Origin of the sequence: Flavobacterium oncorhynchi (assembly GCF_002217355.1) — a bacterium.
GTDB lineage: Bacteria > Bacteroidota > Bacteroidia > Flavobacteriales > Flavobacteriaceae > Flavobacterium > Flavobacterium oncorhynchi.
This window is the reverse complement of record NZ_MUHA01000010.1, coordinates 79,989-102,556: the sequence shown is the minus strand read 5'-3', so window position 1 is coordinate 102,556 and position 22,568 is coordinate 79,989. Positions and strand designations below refer to the sequence as shown.

Genomic DNA, 22,568 nt, shown 5'->3' with positions numbered 1-22,568 from the left:
AGGGATTTTTGATATTCTGCAGGAGTTAGTCCTGTAGTTTTTTTAAATGTAGTAAAGAAGGAGAATTTTGGACTGAAACCCTGATCGCTCCGATATGTAGATAGCGATAGCGCAGATTTGCAATCTGTGCCCACAAAGAGAATCAGAAAGGTAGAAAACAAAAAAAGCTCCAGATTTCTCTGAAGCTTTACTTAGTAGCGGGATCAGGACTTGAACCTGTGTCCGCCGCGGCGGATATGAGTCCGGCGAGCTATAAGTTTAAAATGATATTTTTAATAAATTCTCTTCCTATTCCTGTTTTTAAGTATTTTTCTCTTTTCATTGCTTCAGATTTAGAACTGAAAAATTCAATATGAATAACTGTCCAAGGTCTGAATTTTAGTGTGTAACCTTTTGTTTCAAGATGATTGTGAGATTTGAATCTTTCAATTAGATTAGAAGTAAAGCCAGTATAATTTTTATTAAATTTTTCTGAGTAAAGAATGTAAACTACAAATTCTTCCATAATACAAAATGCTATAAACGAAAAAAACACCAACTTTTTCAAGTGGTGTTTTTCTTAGTAGCGGGAACAGGACTCGAACCTGTGACCTTCGGGTTATGAGCCCGACGAGCTGCCTACTGCTCTATCCCGCGATGTTTCGGGTGCAAAGATACGCCGATTTTTTAGAAATCCAACGAAAACTTAAAAAAATGTTTTATTTTCTGTATTGAGTTGATATGACTACCTTTGCACCTTAAAATATTATGCAAATGTCACATAAAGCAGGTTTTGTAAACATCATCGGGAATCCAAACGTTGGAAAATCAACACTAATGAATGCCTTTGTTGGTGAAAGACTATCTATCATTACATCAAAAGCACAAACAACACGTCATAGAATTCTAGGAATTGTAAATGGCGAAGATTTTCAATTGGTACTTTCTGATACTCCCGGAATTATAAAACCGGCGTATGAAATGCAAGAGTCGATGATGAACTTCGTAAAATCGGCTTTTGAAGATGCTGATATTTTAATCTATATGGTCGAAATAGGAGAGCAAGACTTAAAAGATGAAGCTTTTTTCAATAAAATTATTTATGCTAAAATCCCAGTTTTGTTATTGTTGAATAAAATCGACAATTCAAATCAGGAACAATTAGAAGAGCAGGTTGCTTTTTGGAAAGAAAAAGTGCCAAATGCAGAAATCTTTCCAATCTCAGCTTTACAGAACTTTAATGTACCGGAAGTTTTTGGCAGAATTATCGAATTATTGCCAGAATCGCCAGCTTATTATCCTAAAGATCAGTTAACGGATAAACCGGAACGCTTTTTTGTAAATGAAACTATTCGTGAAAAAATCTTATTGAATTACGCTAAAGAAATTCCATACGCGGTTGAAATCGTGACAGAGGAATTTCATGAAGATGCTAATATTATCAGAATCCGTTCAGTAATTATGGTAGAACGTGATACTCAAAAAGGAATTATCATTGGCCATAAAGGTGCCGCTCTAAAGAAAGTAGGAATGGATGCTCGTGTTGATTTAGAGAAATTCTTCGGAAAGCAAATTCACATTGAGCTTTATGTAAAGGTGAATAAAAACTGGAGAAGCAACGCTAATATGTTGAAACGATTTGGTTATAATCAATAGAGTTTAAACTATTTCAAGTTTCAGGTTTCAAGTTCGGTTCTAGCGTTCAACCTGAAACCTGAACTAGAAACAAAAAATATAAAATCTTAGGTACTTAGAAACGTAGCATCTCAGCAACTTTTTTTAACTACCTTTGCAAAAAATTTAAATAAAGCATTTGAGATTTATAATTTATTGTGATTTAGTCAAAAAACAAATCTAAAATTGTAAATCAGGAATCTAAAATTCAAAAAAATGAATAACATTGTTGCGATAGTAGGAAGACCTAATGTAGGGAAATCGACCCTTTTTAATAGGCTGATACAAAGAAGAGAAGCTATTGTAGATTCAGTATCTGGGGTTACCCGTGATAGAAACTATGGTAAAAGCGAGTGGAACGGAAAAGAGTTTTCTGTAATTGATACGGGTGGATACGTTCGCGGATCTGATGACGTATTTGAAGGTGAAATCCGTAAACAAGTTGAGCTTGCTATCGACGAAGCCGATGTTATTATTTTTGTTGTAGATGTTGAAGAAGGAATTACACCAATGGATGAAACGGTTGCTAAATTGTTGCGCAAAGTAACAAAACCAGTTTTGTTGGCTGTAAATAAAGTTGATAACGCAATGCGTGAGAAAGATGCAATTGAGTTTTATAATCTTGGTTTAGGAGATTATTTTACGTTTGCAAGTATCTCAGGAAGCGGAACTGGAGATTTATTAGATGCTTTAATTGACGCATTTCCAGAAAAAGAACCAGTTGAAGTTACTGAAGAATTACCTCGTTTTGCAGTTGTAGGACGTCCAAATGCAGGAAAATCAAGTTTTATCAATGCCTTAATTGGTCAGGATCGTTATATTGTAACAGATATTGCTGGTACAACTCGTGATGCGATTGATACAAAATTTGACCGTTTTGGTTTTGAATTTAATTTAGTTGATACTGCAGGAATCCGTCGTAAAGCAAAAGTTAAAGAAGATTTAGAGTTTTACTCTGTAATGCGTTCTGTAAGAGCTATTGAACATGCCGATGTTTGTATCTTAGTAATTGATGCAACTCGTGGTTTTGAAGGTCAGGATCAAAGTATTTTTTGGCTTGCCGAGAAAAACCGTAAGGGTGTTGTAATCTTAGTAAACAAATGGGATTTGGTCGAAAAAGACACCATGTCAAGCCGTGATTACGAAGAAAGAATCAAAAAAGAATTAATGCCATTTACAGATGTGCCAATTTTGTTTGTTTCGGCATTAACAAAACAACGTTTACTAAAAGCATTAGAAGCTACAGTTCAAGTTTTTGAAAATAGAAAACAAAGAATTTCGACTTCAAAATTCAACGAATACATGTTGAAAGTAATTGAAGCATACCCGCCGCCGGCTACAAAAGGTAAATATGTAAAAATTAAATATTGTATGCAATTGCCAACGCAAACACCTCAGTTTGTGTTTTTTGCAAACATGCCGCAATATGTAAAAGAGCCGTACAAAAGATATTTAGAGAATAAAATTCGAGATAATTGGGACTTTGCAGGAGTTCCGATTGATATTTATATTAGAGAAAAGTAAAAAAAGAAGTCCCCTTGAATAGGGGATTTTTTTATGTTTTGTGTCTATACTATAACAGTATCAATTTTTTATCGGAATTACATTTAAATAAATGTAAAATAAACAATTAAACCTTTTGCAATTATTTAAGTCTTACTGATCTAACTAACCCAATTTTATGACCAAAATTTATTCATTTCTATTGTTTTTAGCTTTTGTTTATTCGGCAAATGCACAGAATAATATTGTTGTTAAAGGAACTGTAGTTGATATTAATTCACAGCTTCCTCTCGAGCTCGCTACGGTTTATTTTACAGCTGTAAAAGATTCTACAATTATAGAATATGCTACGACCGATAAAAACGGAAATTTTATTATCAATACTAAAAAGTATGATAAACCAGTTTTTTTAAAAGTAAATTATACGGGATATCAGACCTATTACGAAGAACAAAAAGGACTTACAGAAAGTAAAGACTTCGGAAAGCTGTATATGCTTGAAAATGCAAATGTTTTAAATGAAGTAATAGTTAAAAGTGAAGCACCGCCAATTACCATTAAAAAAGATACACTAGAATTTAATGCTGGTTCTTATAAAGTGCGTCCAGATGCAAACGTGGAAACTTTATTGAAACAGCTGCCAGGATTTGATGTTGATAATACTGGAAAAATTACAGTAAATGGGCGAGAAGTCAATCAGGTTTTAGTCAACGGAAAAGCATTTTTTGATAAAGATGGAGCTATTGCTATTAAAAATCTTCCGGCTGATATTATTAAAAAAGTTCAGGTTTCTGATTTTAAAACCAAAAAAGAAGAACTTGCAAAACAAGAATCGACTTCAGATTATTCGAGTATAAATATTACAATCGACGAGAAAAAAAATAAAGGTTATTTCGGAAAAGTGCTTGGCGGATATGGTTCAGACGAACGTTATGAGAGCAGTTTAATGATGAACTTTTTTAAGAACAAACAAAAAATAAGTGTACTGGCTTCATCCAACAATATCAACTCAACCGGATTCTCGATGGATGAGGTATTTGATAATATGGGAGGCGGACGAAATGCAAGAGGCGGCGGTCAAGGTTCTGGAAGCGGAGGAAAGGGAATTACGCAGTCTACTTTGGCTGGAATTAATTATTCTGATGACTGGACAAAAAATTTGGAGTTTATGAGCAGTTATAATTTTACCAATGCTGTGACCAAAAACGAAAGTAAATCGAATCAGCTTAGTTTCTTGCCAACAGGAAATATTTTGACCGAAGCGGATTCTAAAACTAAAAATGAAAACACAGGAAACAAAGCCAATTTTGAATTAGAATACAAAATCAATCCTTCTATGCAGATTGTTTTTGCTCCTAAATTGAATTTATCTCAATCAAACAGCAATTCTTCTTCTTCGACTTTTTCTGAGAATGAAAATGGCGACGCTTTAAACGAAAGTACAGCTGCATCGCATACAGAAAGTTCTAATACGAGTTTTGCCAATAGTATTAATTTCAACAAAACTTTTGAAAAGGAATCGCGAAATTTAAGTGTGGTTTTTAATAACAATAACACTAAAAATGATTCGAACGGAATCAACATTTCTGAGACTATTTTTTATCAGGATAATAAGCCAAATGATGAAAGAAATCAGAATGCAAAAAATGAATCAAAAAGTGATGCGTATTCACTTGATGTAGAATATACAGAACCAGTTACAGATTCACTTAGATTAAGATTCGGAACCAATTTTGACTGGCAGAGTTCAATGAACGATCAAAAAACATTTAATTTTGACGATGCATCACAAGAATATTCAGATTTAAATTTATCGCTGACTAATTATACAACATCAAAGCAAAACTCGATTACACCAAAAGTTGGTATTTCCTGGCAGAAAAGTAAATTTACACTTAATGTAAATTCGAGAACATCAATTGTAGAGTTTGATAATCATTCTTTTTATTTAAATCAAACTACAGATCTGAATAAAAGATATATGCTGCCTTATGGAACAGCACAGCTTCGATATAAATTTAATCGTTCTAAAAACTTAACTTTTAAATACGATTATTCTAATGCGCTTCCGTCAGCAACACAATTAATGCCAGTTGCTGATTTAAATAATCCGCTGAATAGCGTTGTAGGAAATCCAAATCTAAATCCGATTGAAAAAAATACAGCAGGTATCGATTTTAAAAATTTTGATTTTAGAACGCGTTCAGGTTATAGTTTATTCCTTAAAGGAGATTATTATAATAATGATGTTGTTTCTACCTCGATTTATGATGATAGTGGAAAAAGAAACACAACTTACGTAAACATTTCAGGAACTTATTCAGCTTCGCTTGGAGGAAACTGGAATCAGCAGATTAAGAAAGATGCACATACAATCAGATACGGTTTGCGTTTAAGCGGTAATTATAATTTTGATAAAGGATTTACAAATGCGGTTTTGTATTATGCAAAATCAGTTGTAATTACTCCAAGTGTATATGCTTCTTATGATTATGGAGAAGTGCTTTCAATTGCGCCATCTTATAGTTTATCTTATAATGAAACACGTTATGAAAATTATTCGAGAGATGCTACTTCAAACGTAATTCACAGAATTAATATGCAGACAACATCGTATTGGCCTGCTAATTTAATCTTCGGAAATGATTTTGGATATACATATAATTCAAATATTTCAGATGATTTTAAAAAGGATTTTTTCCTTTGGAATACAAGTTTATCTTATGGGTTTTTGGATAAAAAATTATATGCAAAAGTAAAAGTATATGATGTTTTAAATCAGAATCAAAGCGCGACAAGAACCATTTCGCCAACTTCGATTCGAGATGAAGAAAATACAGTTTTAAAAAGATATGTAATGTTTTCTCTAGCTTATAAAATTGGAAACTTTGCCGAAAGTAAAAAAGGAAGAAAACAAAGAGGATTTTGATTTTAAGGTTCAAAGGAGCAAAGGAGCAAAGATTTAAAAAAAAAACCGANNTCGGTTTTTTTTTTAAATCTAAAATCTTCGATTAATCTTATGATAAATTGTAAACCGGATAATATCTCGGTCATAAAAATCGATTCCGCTGGCGCGTCTTTGAAAGCTTTTTAAGTAACCTAGTTCTAAACCAATGTTTGGGTTAATGTGATAGCGAAGCGCTGCATAAAGTCTGTTTTGATCGAATGTATTTCGCTTGTTATCTTTTCCGAAATTAAACATGATTTCATCAGATATTGTTGCTTTTAAACTTCGTTTTTCTTTTTCCCATAACGTAAATGTTGACTGCAGTCTATAACGGAATCGGTAAGCAAACCAATAGTTGTCAAGTAATTCTGTTTTGGTCGCTTTCTGAAAAAAGCGTTCTTCAAGCTGAAAACGATTATGAAAAGTGATTTTGGCGATATCGTTTATAAAAGTAATATCCTGCTGTGCTCGATATTCTGGAATCGAAAAATCAGGATCAACATTTGGGTCTTGAGTATTTACATTAAAATAAGCAAAACCTCCGCCTAAATCGATAGTTTTTGTAGCACGATATCGTCCTTGAATTCGTATTGCAAATAAGTTTTCATGAATAGGATTAAGAAAGCTTCGATTGTCAAATTCAGAGTGAAATGCCCATTTCTCGCTCAAAGGCAAGATATTGTAATACCTAATCCAAGTCAGTGTCTGTTGATCAGTTTTCTTTTGATTTTGCGCCGATAAAGAGGGACTTATTAAGCTTAAAATAAGTACTAATTTGAAAAACTTCATTCAACCAATAAATTCAGGCTGCGAATATATACAAATGAGAATAAATGAATTGAAATAGGAATCGTTTTTTATTACGCTTTTGGTTTGATTTTGTGATTGTTTTGAAAATTAAATGTTAATTAATTCAGAATCAACAACCGTAAAACCTTCTTTTTTTAAGTTTAAAAAGGACTCCAATTGAGGGATAATTTCCATTTCTAAAAAACGTACCTCAGGATTATTTTGATTTTCAACTTTTATATCATCAGTTAAATAAATATTTTTAATTAAAGTTTTGTTTTTAACTGTCAGAATATAATTAAAATGGAGTGATCTTGATTTTGTCGTAATACTTAAAATGCTGTTAAATGCAATGATTTTCTTTTTTTCAAGCGGTGTAATTCTATAAAGAGCACCATCAGTTTTGTCAAAAAGTAATGTTGTTTTATTTTTAATTTTCCATCTGTAAATGCCATTGAGAAATATAAAAGTAGTAATAAGAAAGGAGATAAATAATCCGCCTCTTAACTCGATTAAATGCGAAGAGGAGACTCCTAATACTAAAATAATTACCCCTAAAATGAAGTTTTGAAGTAAATTAGATTTACGATACCAATATGGATCAAATGAAATCTGGTTTTTTGAAACTGTAAAATTGTAGTAGTACTGCATTTTTGTATTTGATTAATTCCCGTTTGATATTGCTATTGCCGAGATTAAGAAAAAGATTCATTTACATAAAATCATCAATAAATAAAGATCATTTTTAAAAATGAAACAAAATGCTGCTAAAAGTTTTTAAAATAACAGTTTATGTCTTTTGTATTCTTTTGATAAAAAAAAACGAGATACGCTTTAAACGTATCTCGTCATTTAGTTTCTAACTTTAAGTTAGAGTTATAAGTTGTATTTCAATGTAACTCCGTAAGTTCTTTGATCACCAAGTACACCAGCATATTGTCCAGCGTTTCCTCCCGCTGGCAATAATTGCTCATAATAATCTTTGTTTAAAAGATTTCGTCCCCAAAAGTGAACTGATAATCCTTGTGATGCACGGAAACCTAAACGAGCATTAAAGATTGCATAACCCGGAACAACTAAATATTTTGATGCCGAAGGGCTTGAGGAAAATTCAGAACGAGCGTATGAATCGACAGCTACAAAAACTTTTCCTGCATTTCCAAAAAATCTTGCATTATCAGAAAGTTCACCTCCTAAAGATCCTGCCCATCTTGAAGCACCTGGTAAAGCAGTTCCAGAAACATCTTTGAACGATACCGGAGCTCCAGTTTCTTCTAATGGAAGCGGTGCATTTGTAAATTTAACATACTTACCGTCAGTATAAGTCGCAGCTGCATTTATAGTTAAGTGTGTGTTTACAACAAAACTAGCATCAAGCTCGGCGCCTTTTACTCGTACTTTGTCAGCATTAGCAAGATAACCTCTATTTACACCCAATTCTGCAGCTTGAACGTTTGTTTGAAAATCTTTAATATCAGTATCAAAAAAGGCTAAATTGAAAATAGAATTTTTAAACGGAGAAGTTTTAATTCCAATCTCATAGTGATTCACCTTTTCAGGTTTAATAACTGCAAGATCTAACAATGGCTGTCCTTTTGAATCTGTTGGCAGACCAGCAACATTTACACCTACTGGTTTGTAACTTTTAGCATAAGTTCCGTAAGCGTTGATTTTGTCGCTGAATTTATAAGTAACAGTAATATTTCCTGAAAAATCAGTATTATCAGTACTAGAATCAAAAGCTTGATCTGAGTAAACTTGTTTTTTCAAAGCCAGCAATGCAGGATCTGTTGTTTGCAATCCGCCGTATGTTGTTCTAGCATAATGAGCATCTTTTTTATCGAAGTTATATCTCAAACCTGGTAAAACATGTAAACGTTCCGTTAATGCCCAGTCCAATTGTCCAAATACTGCAGCACTTGATGCTCTAATACGAGCGTCGGTTTTGATGCCGTAACCTTCAAAAAGACCTGGAGTTTTCCATAATGGGCTTGTTGAACTTTGAGCAAATCTCCATTGTGCATTTCCAGATTCTTCGGTACCATTTGTTTGCGATGTTTGGTCAATGAAGAATACTCCAGCAACACCGCTTAATTTTGATGTAAGTTGCCCTGCATAACGTACTTCTTGTGTTAACTGTGTTTGTCTTGTTGGGTTTTGCGATTTAGCCAATACTTGTAATCCTGTAAAATCTCTGTCGTTTGACGGATCCCAATTCCAAAAACGCCAAGCAGTTGTAGAAGTAAGAGTTCCGCCTCCAATTTTTGTGTCAATATTCAACGAAACACCTCCCATATCTTGTCCAGAACGCCATGGTGTATCTTGATCAATTTTACGATCAAATGCATTTTGACTTGGAAGCTTATAATTTAAATCTTTGATAATAGCATCAAACTGGCGATAAGCTGCTCTTTGTGTAGGCGCAACACCTGCAATAACCTGAGCGTATCCATCTGGACGCTGTGTTGTAATATCAGCAGCCAGAATAATATTTGTATTTACAGAAGGTGTAAAAAGTAATTGACCTCTAATTCCTTGATTGTTTAATGTATTTGTAGGTCTTCCAGTTACAATATTATCAACTAAACCATCACGTTGAGTTCCAGAGAAAGACAATCTACCAGCAACCTTTTTACCTAAAGCGCCAGTTACCGAAGCTTTGGCTTGCAAGAAAGCAAAATTTCCGTAGCTTACTTCAAAATCTGCACCAGTAGTAAAACTTGGTTTGCGAGTTGTTATATTAAAGGCTCCCGAAGTTGTGTTTTTTCCAAACAATGATCCTTGCGGACCACGCAATACCTCAATTTGTTCGATGTCGATAAAATCTAGAGTTGTAGCTGCCGGACGTGCATAGTAAACACCATCAACGTAGAAACCAACACCTGGATCAATACCATCATTTGTCAATCCGAAAGGAGAGCCTAAACTTCTAATATTGATACCTGTATTTCTTGGGTTTGAAGAATAAAGTTGTACTGATGGAACTAATTCTTTAATTCTATTAACATTAAAAGCTCCAGTTTGCTCAGCCTGTTTTCCAGTAATAACTGAGATCGCAATTGGCACATCTTGAACTTTTTCGATACGACGTCTTGAAGATACTACAACTTCAATAAGTTCATTTTCTTCTTTTAGCAGAACTTGAATTGGATTTACTGGTATTGCAGTTACTTCGATTTCAGCTGTTGTATATCCAACGTACTGAATTAAAAGAGTCAAAGGCAGTCTTCCTTTTGAATCGATTGTGAATTTTCCGCTGTTGTCAGTAACAGCGCTGTTAGTAGTTCCTTTAACTACTACGTTAACGGCTTCTAAAGGTATATTTTCGCTTGTTGTAACAACACCTTCAATGTTTTGTGCAAATGAGACAGAGAAGATTAAAAAGAATACTATTGTAAAGATATTTTGTGTAAATGTTTTCATTTTTATATTAAGTATATGTGATTAGTAGAGTTTAAAATAAAATTTTTTTAAATCAACACATACACATTATAGAGGAATTGCTTTTCACAGCTTCGAAAAGTCTTGTAGAATTGTTTTGCCAAAGTTTTGTTACACCTGATGAACTAAAATGTACTTTCATGAGTTAAAATTTTGTAAATGGTTTGTTAATTATTTTTGGCAAATATATATAATTAATTCTATGGATTTACTAGGAATTAGAAAATATTTTTTTATTTGTTTACTAATGAAGCGATTGTGATGCCTTCCATTGCCTTCAAAGTTTTATCTCTGATAAGCATTAAACCGTGACGCAGACTGCATTCAGACTCGGTTTTACAATCAGAGCAAGGCTCATAAAAATTTAAAGAAGCGCATGGCAAAAGTGCAATTGCACCGTCAAATAATCGGTGAATTTCTGCCAAAGTGATGTCGTTTTTTGATTTTATCAGATAATATCCACCAAATTTTCCCTGCTTGCTGCTCACAAAACGTCCTCGTTTTAGATCTAATAAAATCTGTTCTAAAAACTTTTTAGGAATGTTAGCGCCATCAGCAATTTCTATAGTTCTAGAAATGTGATTTTCGTCTTGTTCTGCTAAATAAAGTAAGGCCTTAAGGGCGTATTTTGCTTTATGTGATAACATCTATATTGAATTGTAATTTGTAAAAGTAAGATTTTTTAAACTTGAAACCTAAAACAAAGAAAATTTGATACTAAGCTTTAGCCGAATTGGTATATAAAACAAAATTAGTTTACCAGCCTCCGCTAGAACCACCACCAGAGAATCCTCCGCCGCCAAATCCACCGCCGAAGCCTCCGCCTCCGCCAAAACCACCTCCAGATGATCCGCCGCCAAAACCTCCAAATCCGCCGCTGCTTCTACCAAGATTACTTAGAATAATTACATCGAGCAGGCTGGGACCGCCGCCGCCATTGTTGCCAGAATTTCCTCCTCCGTCTCTTTTATTTCGAGAGAGTAAAATTAAAACAATTACAACAATTATAATGAACGGGAGTATTGGGAAATCTTTCCCTTTAGATTGTTTGCGTTCGCCTTTATATTTGCCAGTAAAAACGTCAAAAAGTGCGTCGGCACCTTTATCAAGTCCACGGTAATAACTTCCTGCTTTAAATTCAGGGATAATAATATTACGAATAATGGTTCCGCCAATACCAGCTGTCAATCTATCTTCCAAGCCATATCCAGGATTTATAGCGATTTTCTTTTCGGCTTTTGCCAGTAAGATAATAACACCATTGTCTTCTTTTGCTTGGCCTAGCCCCCAAGTTTGAGCCCATTTTGTTGCCAATTGACTAACGTCTTCTCCTTTTAAACTTTCAATTGTAATGACTACAATTTGTGTTGAAGTAGAATCTGAATATCGAATTAGTTTTTCTTCTAACTGCGTTTTTTCAGAAGCACTTAAAACATTCGCATAATCATATACCGAGGTTTGAAAATCAGGTTTTTTAGGAATCTCAAATTGTGCAAAAATACTATTAGAAGTAAAAAGCACTATAAGTAAAAAGGCAAACTGAAAAATTCTATTGGAATTTAAGATTTTATTTTTTGAATTTTTCATTATTTATCCTTTTGAGATTTCGTTAGATAATTCGTTTGTATCGTCTGCCAATGAAGGAAAATATTTTTTCAATTGCTCGCCTGCATTCAAAATGCCATCAACAATACCTTGTTTAAAGTTTCCGGATTTAAAATGATTAGTCATAATGTCTTTGGTACAATGCCAAAAATCGTCTGCAACTAAATCATTAATTCCTTTGTCGCCGCAGATTACAAAATTTTTATCATCAACAGCAAAATAAAGCAATACACCATTTTTTAATCTGGTTTCATGCATTTTTAATTCATGAAAAACTTCTAAAGCTCGGTCATAATGAGCTTTAGAAGATGTTCTTTCTATATGAACTCTAATTTCGCCAGAAGTGTTTTTTTCGGCCATACGAATAGCTTCAACAATTTCTTGCTCTTCTTCTTTGCTTAAAAAATCTTCTACTTTTGACATTGAAATTATTTTTGAGTGAAAATTAACGATTGTAGATTTCAGATTAATTCTAAAATCTACAATCGTTAATCTAAAATATTAAATCTAATTCTTAGAATTTTACTTCAACTGGTTTATCAGCACCTGCTACAGCTTCAAAGTATGGTTTTTCTTTGTATTCACTCAAGAACCATTTGTTCGGGATCGATAAAATGTAACCATTATAAACTTGTACGCTTTCGTTAAAACGAGTTCTAGCTGTTAAAATTTGGTTTTCAGTACTAGCTAATTCATCCTGTAATTTTAAGAAATTCTCATTAGCTTTTAAAGTTGGGTATTGCTCAACAGAAACCAATAATCTTGATAATGATGAAGTTACGCCGCTTTGAGCTTGGTTGAATTGTGCTAATTGTTCTGGAGTTACATTACTTGGGTCAATAGTTACAGAAGTAGCTTTTGCACGAGCTTCAATAACCGCCGTTAAAGTTGATTTTTCAAAATCAGCAGCACCTTTTACCGTGTTTACTAAGTTTCCAATAAGGTCATTTCTTCTTTGGTAAGCAGTTTGTACATTTCCCCAATCTTTGTTAACCGCTTGACTGTGCTGTAAAGCAGTATTTTTAATTCCAATTGACCAAAATGCAACAATAGCAATTAGTACAACAATAATTCCTACAGGGATTAACCATTTTTTCATATTAGTTTTGATTTAAGTTTATTTCTATTTTTAATTACAATTCGTTTTTTATTTCGTTCAATTGTGTTTTTATCGTCTCTAATTTACGTATTATTTCGAATTTATCTAATGTTTTCTTTTGACCCTCTTTTAAGTGTGTTTTTGCGCCTTCCAGTGTAAAACCTCTTTCTTTAACAAGATGATAAATCAATTGTAAATTGGTAATATCATCAGGCGTAAACATTCTGTTGCCTTTGGCATTCTTTTTTGGTTTCAGAATATCAAATTCGCTGTCCCAAAACCGAATTAATGATGCATTGACATTAAAAGCTTTGGCAACTTCGCCAATACTGAAATATCTTTTATCTTTTGAAAGCTCAATGTGCATGTTTTTTTCTTTCTAATTTATTTCAAAAATAGTACTTTTTATACTATTAATCTAATGACTGATTTTCTTGGTTTGCCATTTGAGAAATCGCAACATATTCGACTGCAGAAATGTTTCCATAATAAAAATTCAGCGGATTTACGACTTTACCATCTTTATGAACTTCATAATGACAATGCGGTCCTTCAGATCTTCCGGTGCTTCCTACATAACCAATTATATCTCCTCTTTTTACTTTTTGTCCCGGTCGACAATTGTACTTGCTTAAATGAGCGTACAAACTTTCGTAACCAAAACCATGCCTGATTACAACATGATTTCCAAATCCAGATGCAGCCGCATCAGCTCTTTCGACAACACCGTCTCCAGTGGCAAAAACAGGAGAGCCAGTGCTGGCAGTAAAATCCATTCCGTTGTGCATTTTTCTCACTTTCGTAAAAGGATCGATTCTATATCCAAAACCAGATGCAACTCTTTTTAGACTTTCATTTTGAACGGGCTGAATTGCCGGAATGGCTAACAATAAGTTTCCTTTAGTGCTTGCCAATTTTAATATTTCGTCTAATGATTTAGATTGAATTGCCAGCTCCTTTGAAAGTTTATCGATTCGTTTTGTGGTGTTTAGAACCAATTGCGAATTATTGTATCCTTCTAATCTTTTATATCTTTCAGGATCTCTAAATCCAGCTTTTCTAATAGAATCTGGAATTTCAGCTTTATTAAAATAAACTCTGTAAATATTATTGTCTCGATCTTCTAGTGCTTCAGCAACAGCGTCAATTTCATCCATTTTTTTATTCAAAATAGAATAATGCAGTTTTAGATTTTCGATTTCACGTGCTTGCAAACGATCTTTTGGGGTTTCAAAATAGGGAGTGTTTAGCAGAAGTACAAAAACTAAAAAACCAAATAACGCCGAAGCCAATAAAAACAGCATAACATAGCCGAATTTAATCCTTTTTCTGGTTTTTATTTTTGTATAAGCCAGATTTTCTGAGTCGTAATAATATTTTACTTTCGCCATATTTTAAAATACCCTATTTTTGCAGCTTGTAAAAGTAGTTAGTCGAACAAAATTAGTAAATGTTTCAGTTGTTCGGGGCTTTTTTTCAAGATAAAGCAATTAGATAATTAGATAATTAGAAAATGTGACAATTAGTTAATTATTGTTTAAGAATTATTTTTAATTATTTAATTGTCGCATTATCTAATTGACACATTTTCAAATTATCTCATTATAAAACATGAAATCACAAGACGTACGTAAACAATTTTTAGATTTTTTTGAGAGTAAAGGGCATACAATTGTTCCTTCGGCTCCTATTGTACTTAAAGACGATCCAACCTTAATGTTCAATAACTCGGGAATGGCCCAGTTTAAAGAATTTTTCTTAGGGAATGGAACTCCAAAAAGTCCAAGAATCGCCGATACGCAAAAATGTCTTCGTGTTTCAGGAAAACATAATGATCTTGAAGAGGTTGGTATCGATACTTACCACCACACTATGTTTGAGATGTTAGGAAACTGGTCTTTTGGAGATTATTTTAAGAAAGAAGCAATCAACTGGGCTTGGGAATTATTGACAGAAGTGTATAAAATTCCAAAAGAGAATCTTTATGTTTCTGTTTTTGAAGGAAGTAAAGAAGATAACGTTCCGTTTGATCAGGAAGCTTGGGATATTTGGAAAACTTTAATTGACGAAGACCGAATTATTCTTGGAAATAAAAAAGATAATTTCTGGGAAATGGGAGATCAAGGACCATGCGGACCTTGTTCTGAAATTCACGTTGATTTACGTACTCCAGAAGAAAAAGCTGCAGTTTCTGGAAAAAGTTTGGTGAATAACGATCATCCGCAAGTTGTTGAAATCTGGAATAATGTATTCATGGAATTCAACCGTAAAGCTGACGGTTCTCTAGAAAAACTTCCTGCACAACACGTTGACACCGGAATGGGATTTGAGCGTTTGTGTATGGCATTACAAGGAAAAACATCAAACTATGATACTGATGTTTTCATGCCTTTGATTAGAGAAATCGAAACTATTACAGGAGCAAATTATACTGTTAAAGCTTCAAACGAAGCCGAAGACAAAGTAAATATCGCAATTCGTGTTGTGGCAGATCACGTTCGTGCTGTAGCTTTTGCTATTGCCGATGGACAATTACCGTCAAATACAGGAGCTGGATATGTAATTCGTAGAATTTTGCGTCGTGCAATTCGTTACGGATTTACATTCTTAAACACAAAAGAGCCATTCATTTATAAATTGGTTGAAACTTTGAGCGAGCAAATGGGAGATTCTTTCCCAGAAATCAGAACGCAGAAAGCACTTTGTTCGAATGTAATTCGTGAAGAGGAAAACTCTTTCTTACGTACATTAGATCAAGGTTTGATTCTTTTAGATGCTGTAATTTTAAATAATCAAGGTGATACAATCGATGGTAAAAAAGCATTCGAATTGTATGATACTTATGGTTTTCCAATCGATTTAACGGCTTTGATTCTTTCTGAAAAAGGATTGAAACTGGATGAAGCTGGATTCCAAGAACAATTGCAATTACAAAAAGAAAGATCTCGTGCTGCTTCAAAAGTTACGGCTGGAGACTGGAACGTAATTGTTGAAGATGATATTCAGGAGTTTATAGGTTATGACAGATTATCTCACCAAGTAAAAATAACAAAATACCGTAGAGTTGACAGTGTAAAAGATGGTGAAATCTACCAATTGGTTTTCAATGCAACTCCATTTTATGGAGAAAGCGGAGGACAAACAGGTGATAAAGGATATTTAGAATCTCAAAACGGAGATATTATTTATATCATCGATACTAAAAAAGAGAATAACCAAACAATACATTTAGCAAAATCGCTGCCTGAAAATATTACAGGAACTTTTAATGCTGTTGTAGATGCTACTCAAAGAGCTAAAACTTCATCAAATCATTCGGCTACGCATTTATTGCACCAAGGTTTGAGAAAAATTTTAGGAACTCATATTGAGCAAAAAGGTTCGATGGTTCGTAATTCTTCATTACGTTTTGACTTTTCACACTTTTCTAAAGTTAGTGACGAGGAATTGGCAGAAGTAGAGAATTTCGTAAATGCAAGGATTCGTGAAAGTCTACCATTAATCGAGAAAAGAGCAATCCCAAAAGATCAAGCTCTTGAAGAAGGCGCAATTGCTTTGTTTGGAGAGAAATACGGCGATTTAGTTCGTATGATTAAATTTGGAGATTCAGTTGAATTATGCGGAGGAACACACGTTGCAAATACATCTGATATTTGGCATTTTAAAATTGTTTCTGAAGGTGCTGTTGCATCAGGGATTAGAAGAATTGAAGCCATTACAAGTGAGGCAGCAAAAGAGTATTTTGAGTCTCAAGCTGTTTCTTTTAGTGAAATTAAAGAAGCACTTAAAAACGCTCAAGATCCTGTAAAAGCGATTCAGGCATTGCAAGACGAAAATGCTCAATTGAAAAAACAATTGGAGGTTTTATTGAAAGATAAAGCTAAAAATATGAAAGCGGATTTGGCGAAAGAATTGCAAGAAATCAACGGAGTTCAATTCTTAGCTAAACAAGTAGATTTAAATCCAGAAGGAGCAAAAGATTTAGCTTATGAATTGGGTAATTCTTATAATAATCTATTTGTAGTTTTCGCTACAGCTCACGAAGGTAAGCCAATGTTAACATGTTATATTTCTAAAGAAGTTGTAGCTGCCAAAAACTTAAACGCTGGACAAGTTGTTCGCGAATTAGGAAAATATATTCAAGGTGGAGGAGGAGGACAACCTTTCTTCGCAACTGCAGGAGGTAAAAATGTTGACGGAATTGCTGAGGCTTTGGCTAAAGCGGTTGATTTTGTTAAATAAAGGTTCTGAGATACTAAGGGACTAAGGCTCTGAGGTTTTGATATATGAAAAACAAACCCGACAGATTTTTAAAATCTGTCGGGTTTTGTATTTATAATATTTTCTCATTTTATGTCATTTCGACTGAAAGGAGAAATCACACGCGGAAATCCGTAAAAGAAAGTCGCCAATCTTTGTCGATATACTAGTGCGATTTCTCCTTCGTTGAAATGACAAATAGTAAGTTTTTCGATTGTTAAAGAAACTTAGAACCTTAGTTCCTTAGTATCTTAGAACCTTTAGAAAACCTACTTACGCTCGCCAATCTGCTGGCGCCACATAGCGTAATAAAGTCCTTTTTCAATAATCAAATCTTCATGTTTACCTTGCTCGATTATTTTACCTTGTTCTAAAACAAATATTCTATCAGCATGCATTACAGTTGATAAACGATGCGCGATTAAAACTGTTATTCTATTTTTATCAGATATATTTCTGATTGTAGCATTAATTTCTTCTTCAGTAATCGAATCCAAAGCCGAAGTTGCTTCATCAAAAATCAATAAATTCGGGTTTCTCAGAATAGCTCTGGCAATAGATAAACGTTGTTTTTCTCCGCCAGAAACTTTTATTCCGCCTTCGCCTATTGTAGTGTTTAAACCATCTTCGGCACGTTTAAGAAGTTTGTCGCAGCTTGCACGCTTTAAAGCATCATATAAATCTTCATCGGTTGCATTTGGTTTTACAAATAGTAAGTTTTCACGAATAGTTCCTGAGAATAACTGTGCATCTTGTGTGACAAAACCTAACTGTTTTCGTAAATCAAGTAAATCAATTTCGGTCGAATCAATATCATTGTAAAGAACTCGGCCTTCTGCGGGTGTATACAAACCAACCAATAATTTTACTAAAGTGGTTTTTCCTGAGCCCGACGGACCAACAAAAGCAACAGTCTGTCCTTGTTTAATTTCAAAATTAATATTCTCAACCGCTTTAAATTTTGCCGTTCTATGTTTGAAACTTACATTCGAAAATAATAAGGATTGAATGGCTCCAACATGTTTAGGGTTTTTCGGGCGGAATTCTTTCGGAGCGCTCAGTAAAGTTTTGAAATTCTCCATTGAAACTTTAGTTTCATTAACTGCAATAATGAAATTTCCAAGTTCCTGAAGTGGACCAAAAATGAAAAAAGTAAAAAATACCATTGTTAGTAAATCACCCACAATGATTTTATTTCCAAACAAGAAATAATACAACGTGAAAACGACACAAGTTCTTAAAAAATGAACCGTTGTTCCTTGAATAAAACTCAAACTTCTAATAAAACGGATTTTTTCTAATTCCAACTGCAGAATCTTGAATGTATTTAAATTCAAACGTTTCTCTTCCTGATACGTTAAACCTAGACTTTTTACCAATTCGATATTTCGTAAACTCTCTGTTGTAGAACCAGCCAAAGCATTAGTTTGATTCACGATTTTTCTAGAAACAACTTTAATTTTTTTACCCAAATAAGAACTTACTAAAGCAATAATTGGAGCTGTGATTAAAAAAATGATTGAAATACGAAAATCGATTCGAGCAACGTAAACAATTACAAATATGAATCCGATTATAGTTTGAAAAATCAATGAAATAGAAAGCGTAATCAGCTTTTCAGAATCAGTTCGAACTTTAGTTAATTTACTCAAAGTTTCACCGCTTCGTTGATCCTCAAATTCGGCATAAGGTAAATCGAGTGATTTTTTAATTCCGTCCGTATACATTTGAGCACCAGTTCTCTGAATTACAACATTGGTAAAATAATCCTGAAAGTTTTTGGTAATCCTGGAAATCATCGCTGCAGCAAGCGAAAGCCCAAGCCAGAAGGATAACGATTTTATAAAAGCCATTTCGTTTCCTTTGTATTTTGCCAGTCCAACACCGCAGTCCTGCATTAATTTACCTGTAATAATAGAGTCTGATAAACTGAAACAAATGTTGATAGAGGCCATAATCAAAGCAAAAAATAAGAGCATTTTATGTTTGATTATATAAGAATATAATAATTTCATAGATGTTTTTTAGAAAAGTGGAAGATGCAAAAGTAAGGAATTGTTTTAGTTTGTGAAGTTGGTTTTTGTTATTAAAAATGTAAATTTTGTTTAATGTTATAATCTAATTATCAAAGTGTATGTTGTCTTATTTTGATATTTAAAAAGCGTATAGTTCTTATTTTCAGGTTTGTGTGTTTTTATTTTTGCAAAATAATATAAACTATAAACTTAATTGATTATGAAAAAATTTTTATGCTTATTTGGCGCTTTGATTTTAACAATTACATCTTGTTCTTCAAATGATGATAACTCAGGGAAAACAAAAACTGCAATTTTGCCTAAAACGGTAAAATATACTAATCCCGCTTATCCTGAAGAAAATAATACTGCAACATTTACTTACGATGGAAATAAAATTGTGAGCATTGTCAGTAATAATAACAAAACTGAATATACTTATGACGGAAATAAAATTATAAAAGAAGCTGATTATGATATTGTAGATAGTAAAGCTACAAAAACGTATGAAGTAGTATATAGTTACAACTTAGAAAAGTTAACAAGTGTTGCTTACGCTGAAAATTTTACTTCACAATTTCCAACTGGTCAATACAAAGGCAGATCAGTTTACACTTATAATACTGATGGTACAATTAATAAAGAATCATACAGTACAAACGCTACAACAGGAATAGAAACAAAAAATTCTTATCTTGAAGTTTTGACATTCCAAAATGGTAATTTGATAAAAAAGGTAGATTCTCAAACAGCTTCAGAGCCAGTGTATGTTACTACAAGACTTTATGAGTACGATACAAATAATAATCCAAGTAAAAATATTTTAGGATTTAGTTTATTGCTTGATCAGGATGAGGCAGATGTTAATAATCTTCTTAAACATACTGATACATCTACTTCTGGTACTTATGTTTATAAAACAACATATGAATATAATTCAGATGGATATCCAACTAAGAAAACTGAATTTAGAACTGATGGTACGACAATCAATTCTACAACAGAATATACTTATTAAGTATAAATAATTTTATGTTGACAAAAAACCAAATACTTCCGTATTTGGTTTTTTTACTAAGGAATTGCTTATATATTTTGTTTACCATTAATACATTACGAAGCATATAAAGCTTATTTGTATTTTTTAATGTGGAATCCCGTAAGGTTTTGATTTTGTATAACAGTACGTTTGCAGCAATAATAATTTTAACCAAATCAAAATGAAAAAAATTTTATGCCTTTTTACAGCCTTATCAACAGTATTAATTTCTTCTTGCTCTAGTGATGATTCTGAAAATGAAACAAATGTAATTTTACCAAAAACGGTTAATTATATATATTCAAATGAACCTGGAGACAACGATTTGTCAACAATTGTGTATAATGGGAATAAAATAGTAAGTACAACATATAGTGGTGGTGACAAAGAAGTTTATACATACACTGGAAGTGTAATAACTAAAATTGAAGATATTGCAAAAGAAGGAAATATTAGTTCAAAAAATGAGTTTACCTATGAAAATGGAAAATTAAAAATAGATTTATTAACAGAAATATCTAAAGAGAAAATATATATATCTAAAAATGTATATACGCATAATGCTAATGGTACAATTTCATTTATAACATATTCTGTTGACCCTGTGACAAAAAAAGAAGAAAAAAGCTCAGAAGGAGTTTTAACCTATTTAAATGGTAATCTTATCAATAAAACAGAGACTTATAGTGGCAATACTTATAATAAAACATATGAGTATGACAGTAAAAACAGTCCACGTAAAAATATTTTAGGTTTTAATTTGTTAGTTGATTTTGATACGAGTGCTTCTATTAATAATGTAACAAAATCAACAAATGTTTATAAATATGGAGAAAACACGACAACAAGTGTTTTGAATACTGTTTATGAATACAATGAAAAAGGGTATCCTGTAAAACAAACTGAAACTGACTCTTTTAAGAATGAAGAGACTACAATATACACTTATTAATTATACAAATAAGTTTAAAACTCAACTAGAAACCAAATACTTTTGTATTTGGTTTTTTTATTGGTGAAAATTGGTGAAATTCGTGTTTAAATAAAAAGCCATGCAATTCAGAACCCAAATTCCAATTTCAAAAAGTAATCATCCAATCGATTATAATTCGAGAGTACTTTCTATTGGTTCTTGTTTTGCAGAAAATATGGCGGATAAATTTGATTATTTTAAATTTCAGAATGAGACAAATCCGTTTGGAATTATATTCAATCCTGTTTCAATTGAAAAAATAGTGGAAAGAGTTTGCAAGCAAGATCTATTTACAGAGAAAGATGTTTTTTTTCATAACGAGCGCTGGCATAGTTTTGAAGTCCATTCTGATTTAAGCAATTCAGACAGGCAAGAATTACTCGAAACACTTAATAAAGCTGTTACAGAAACGCACATAAAAATTAAAGAAGCTACTCACATTATTATCACTTTTGGAACTTCGTGGATTTATAGAAATATTGAAAGTAATGAAGTCGTTGCCAATTGTCATAAAGTGCCTCAAAAGCAATTTTCAAAGCAATTATTATCAGTTGATGTAATTCAGAAAAGTATTCAAAACACAATCGATTTAATTAACGCTTTAAATTCTAATATAAACTTCATTTTTACGATCTCTCCAGTACGTCATATAAAAGATGGATTTGTCGAAAATCAATTAAGCAAGTCACATTTATTTACAGCTTTGCATCAAACTTTTGACTTTCGACTTTCGACTTTCAACTATTTCCCTTCTTACGAAATTATGATGGACGAACTTCGCGATTATCGTTTTTACGCCGAAGATATGCTGCATCCTAACCAAATAGCGATCGATTATATTTGGAAACTTTTTAGTGAGAATTGTATTTCACAAGAAAACTTTTCAGCAATGCAGGAAGTAGATGAAATTCAAAAAAGCTTACGCCATCGCAGTTTTAATCCTGAATCAGAGCAGCATCAAAAATTCTTAGCAAAACTTCAGAATAAAATAGATCTTTTAGGAGAAAAATTACCGCATATTAAGTTCTAATTTTGAGAACTATATTGTTGTTTGATTAGTATTGGACAATAGATTTTTGCTAAATGTATTCTAAAAAATCAGCAAATTAGTGTCTTCGCGGTTGAACAAAAAAAAGTAAGAAAACAATTATTTACCTATAAAATTTGGAATAATTGCATGTAATTGTGTAAATTGTTAAGAATTAAAATTTACAAATTTGTAAACAGCAGCGATGCCGTTTTAT

At 32.7% G+C, this 22,568-nt stretch carries 18 protein-coding genes and 1 tRNA gene; 7 read left to right on the top strand and 12 right to left on the bottom strand.

The features are described from left to right. Positions 1–250: 250 nt before the first annotated feature. Positions 251–505 (bottom strand): GIY-YIG nuclease family protein, encoded by a 255-nt coding sequence (locus B0A75_RS08755; RefSeq protein ID WP_089053904.1) that lies wholly within the window; start codon positions 503–505, stop codon positions 251–253. A 58-nt stretch (positions 506–563) separates the two neighbouring features. Beyond that, positions 564–636 (bottom strand) — tRNA-Met (locus B0A75_RS08750). A gap of 117 nt (positions 637–753) precedes the next feature. Between B0A75_RS08750 and era the strand changes: the two genes are divergently transcribed. The 3 genes from era to B0A75_RS08735 all read left to right on the top strand — a co-directional run bounded on the left by era (position 754) and on the right by B0A75_RS08735 (position 6,085). Next, on the top strand, positions 754–1,635 hold the full coding sequence (gene era / locus B0A75_RS08745) for a GTPase Era (RefSeq protein ID WP_089053903.1): 882 nt from the start codon (positions 754–756) through the stop codon (positions 1,633–1,635). Positions 1,636–1,869: 234 nt separating this feature from the next. After that, positions 1,870–3,177, top strand: a complete 1,308-nt coding sequence (gene der, locus B0A75_RS08740; protein WP_089053902.1) for a ribosome biogenesis GTPase Der — start codon at positions 1,870–1,872, stop codon at positions 3,175–3,177. Positions 3,178–3,334: 157 nt separating this feature from the next. Next, complete coding sequence (locus tag B0A75_RS08735; RefSeq protein ID WP_089053901.1) at positions 3,335–6,085, top strand: outer membrane beta-barrel protein; 2,751 nt, start codon at positions 3,335–3,337, stop codon at positions 6,083–6,085. A gap of 69 nt (positions 6,086–6,154) precedes the next feature. On the opposite strand, the gene B0A75_RS08730 is transcribed toward B0A75_RS08735, so the two are convergent. The 9 genes from B0A75_RS08730 to B0A75_RS08690 form a co-directional block, all read right to left on the bottom strand. Continuing rightward, positions 6,155–6,892: a DUF2490 domain-containing protein gene (locus tag B0A75_RS08730; RefSeq protein ID WP_089053900.1), complete on the bottom strand. Its 738-nt coding sequence runs from the start codon at positions 6,890–6,892 to the stop codon at positions 6,155–6,157. Positions 6,893–7,000: 108 nt separating this feature from the next. Next, the gene (locus B0A75_RS08725) at positions 7,001–7,543 is read right to left on the bottom strand and encodes a hypothetical protein (RefSeq protein ID WP_089053899.1); all 543 of its coding nucleotides are present in this window, start codon (positions 7,541–7,543) and stop codon (positions 7,001–7,003) included. Positions 7,544–7,768: 225 nt separating this feature from the next. Then, entirely contained in the window at positions 7,769–10,315 is a 2,547-nt protein-coding gene (locus B0A75_RS08720) for a TonB-dependent receptor (RefSeq protein ID WP_089053898.1), read from the bottom strand. A gap of 251 nt (positions 10,316–10,566) precedes the next feature. Beyond that, positions 10,567–10,980: an RrF2 family transcriptional regulator gene (locus B0A75_RS08715; protein ID WP_053470541.1), complete on the bottom strand. Its 414-nt coding sequence runs from the start codon at positions 10,978–10,980 to the stop codon at positions 10,567–10,569. Between the two features lie 109 nt (positions 10,981–11,089). Then, positions 11,090–11,920, bottom strand: coding sequence for a TPM domain-containing protein (locus B0A75_RS08710; RefSeq protein ID WP_089053897.1), 831 nt, complete (start codon positions 11,918–11,920; stop codon positions 11,090–11,092). Positions 11,921–11,923: 3 nt separating this feature from the next. Further along, positions 11,924–12,361: a TPM domain-containing protein gene (locus B0A75_RS08705; RefSeq protein ID WP_089053896.1), complete on the bottom strand. Its 438-nt coding sequence runs from the start codon at positions 12,359–12,361 to the stop codon at positions 11,924–11,926. Positions 12,362–12,452: 91 nt separating this feature from the next. Beyond that, positions 12,453–13,037 (bottom strand): LemA family protein, encoded by a 585-nt coding sequence (locus B0A75_RS08700; RefSeq protein WP_089053895.1) that lies wholly within the window; start codon positions 13,035–13,037, stop codon positions 12,453–12,455. A gap of 34 nt (positions 13,038–13,071) precedes the next feature. Further along, complete coding sequence (locus tag B0A75_RS08695) at positions 13,072–13,404, bottom strand: MerR family transcriptional regulator (protein WP_089053894.1); 333 nt, start codon at positions 13,402–13,404, stop codon at positions 13,072–13,074. A gap of 46 nt (positions 13,405–13,450) precedes the next feature. Then, the gene (locus B0A75_RS08690) at positions 13,451–14,428 is read right to left on the bottom strand and encodes a peptidoglycan DD-metalloendopeptidase family protein (protein WP_089053893.1); all 978 of its coding nucleotides are present in this window, start codon (positions 14,426–14,428) and stop codon (positions 13,451–13,453) included. Positions 14,429–14,648: 220 nt separating this feature from the next. Here B0A75_RS08690 and alaS point away from each other — a divergent pair, with 220 nt between their 5' ends. Beyond that, positions 14,649–17,279 carry an alanine--tRNA ligase gene (gene alaS, locus B0A75_RS08685; RefSeq protein WP_089053892.1) on the top strand — a complete coding sequence of 877 codons (2,631 nt, stop codon included), beginning with the start codon at positions 14,649–14,651 and terminating at the stop codon, positions 17,277–17,279. Between the two features lie 287 nt (positions 17,280–17,566). Here alaS and B0A75_RS08680 read toward each other — a convergent pair whose 3' ends face one another. After that, positions 17,567–19,312: an ABC transporter ATP-binding protein gene (locus tag B0A75_RS08680; protein ID WP_089053891.1), complete on the bottom strand. Its 1,746-nt coding sequence runs from the start codon at positions 19,310–19,312 to the stop codon at positions 17,567–17,569. Positions 19,313–19,532: 220 nt separating this feature from the next. Between B0A75_RS08680 and B0A75_RS08675 the strand changes: the two genes are divergently transcribed. The 3 genes from B0A75_RS08675 to B0A75_RS08665 all read left to right on the top strand — a co-directional run bounded on the left by B0A75_RS08675 (position 19,533) and on the right by B0A75_RS08665 (position 22,354). After that, on the top strand, positions 19,533–20,330 hold the full coding sequence (locus tag B0A75_RS08675) for a hypothetical protein (RefSeq protein ID WP_089053890.1): 798 nt from the start codon (positions 19,533–19,535) through the stop codon (positions 20,328–20,330). Positions 20,331–20,532: 202 nt separating this feature from the next. Next, complete coding sequence (locus B0A75_RS08670; RefSeq protein ID WP_089053889.1) at positions 20,533–21,303, top strand: hypothetical protein; 771 nt, start codon at positions 20,533–20,535, stop codon at positions 21,301–21,303. A gap of 100 nt (positions 21,304–21,403) precedes the next feature. Then, positions 21,404–22,354, top strand: a complete 951-nt coding sequence (locus tag B0A75_RS08665; RefSeq protein ID WP_089053888.1) for a GSCFA domain-containing protein — start codon at positions 21,404–21,406, stop codon at positions 22,352–22,354. Positions 22,355–22,568: the final 214 nt, after the last annotated feature.

Bases quoted from the DNA above. Each gene is read 5' to 3' on its own strand.
- B0A75_RS08755 (WP_089053904.1), bottom strand. From the start codon at position 505: ATGGAAGAATTTGTAGTTTACATTCTTTACTCAGAAAAATTTAATAAA.
- era (WP_089053903.1), top strand. From the start codon at position 754: ATGTCACATAAAGCAGGTTTTGTAAACATCATCGGGAATCCAAACGTT.
- der (WP_089053902.1), top strand. From the start codon at position 1,870: ATGAATAACATTGTTGCGATAGTAGGAAGACCTAATGTAGGGAAATCG.
- B0A75_RS08735 (WP_089053901.1), top strand. From the start codon at position 3,335: ATGACCAAAATTTATTCATTTCTATTGTTTTTAGCTTTTGTTTATTCG.
- B0A75_RS08730 (WP_089053900.1), bottom strand. From the start codon at position 6,892: ATGAAGTTTTTCAAATTAGTACTTATTTTAAGCTTAATAAGTCCCTCT.
- B0A75_RS08725 (WP_089053899.1), bottom strand. From the start codon at position 7,543: ATGCAGTACTACTACAATTTTACAGTTTCAAAAAACCAGATTTCATTT.
- B0A75_RS08720 (WP_089053898.1), bottom strand. From the start codon at position 10,315: ATGAAAACATTTACACAAAATATCTTTACAATAGTATTCTTTTTAATC.
- B0A75_RS08715 (WP_053470541.1), bottom strand. From the start codon at position 10,980: ATGTTATCACATAAAGCAAAATACGCCCTTAAGGCCTTACTTTATTTA.
- B0A75_RS08710 (WP_089053897.1), bottom strand. From the start codon at position 11,920: ATGAAAAATTCAAAAAATAAAATCTTAAATTCCAATAGAATTTTTCAG.
- B0A75_RS08705 (WP_089053896.1), bottom strand. From the start codon at position 12,361: ATGTCAAAAGTAGAAGATTTTTTAAGCAAAGAAGAAGAGCAAGAAATT.
- B0A75_RS08700 (WP_089053895.1), bottom strand. From the start codon at position 13,037: ATGAAAAAATGGTTAATCCCTGTAGGAATTATTGTTGTACTAATTGCT.
- B0A75_RS08695 (WP_089053894.1), bottom strand. From the start codon at position 13,404: ATGCACATTGAGCTTTCAAAAGATAAAAGATATTTCAGTATTGGCGAA.
- B0A75_RS08690 (WP_089053893.1), bottom strand. From the start codon at position 14,428: ATGGCGAAAGTAAAATATTATTACGACTCAGAAAATCTGGCTTATACA.
- alaS (WP_089053892.1), top strand. From the start codon at position 14,649: ATGAAATCACAAGACGTACGTAAACAATTTTTAGATTTTTTTGAGAGT.
- B0A75_RS08680 (WP_089053891.1), bottom strand. From the start codon at position 19,312: ATGAAATTATTATATTCTTATATAATCAAACATAAAATGCTCTTATTT.
- B0A75_RS08675 (WP_089053890.1), top strand. From the start codon at position 19,533: ATGAAAAAATTTTTATGCTTATTTGGCGCTTTGATTTTAACAATTACA.
- B0A75_RS08670 (WP_089053889.1), top strand. From the start codon at position 20,533: ATGAAAAAAATTTTATGCCTTTTTACAGCCTTATCAACAGTATTAATT.
- B0A75_RS08665 (WP_089053888.1), top strand. From the start codon at position 21,404: ATGCAATTCAGAACCCAAATTCCAATTTCAAAAAGTAATCATCCAATC.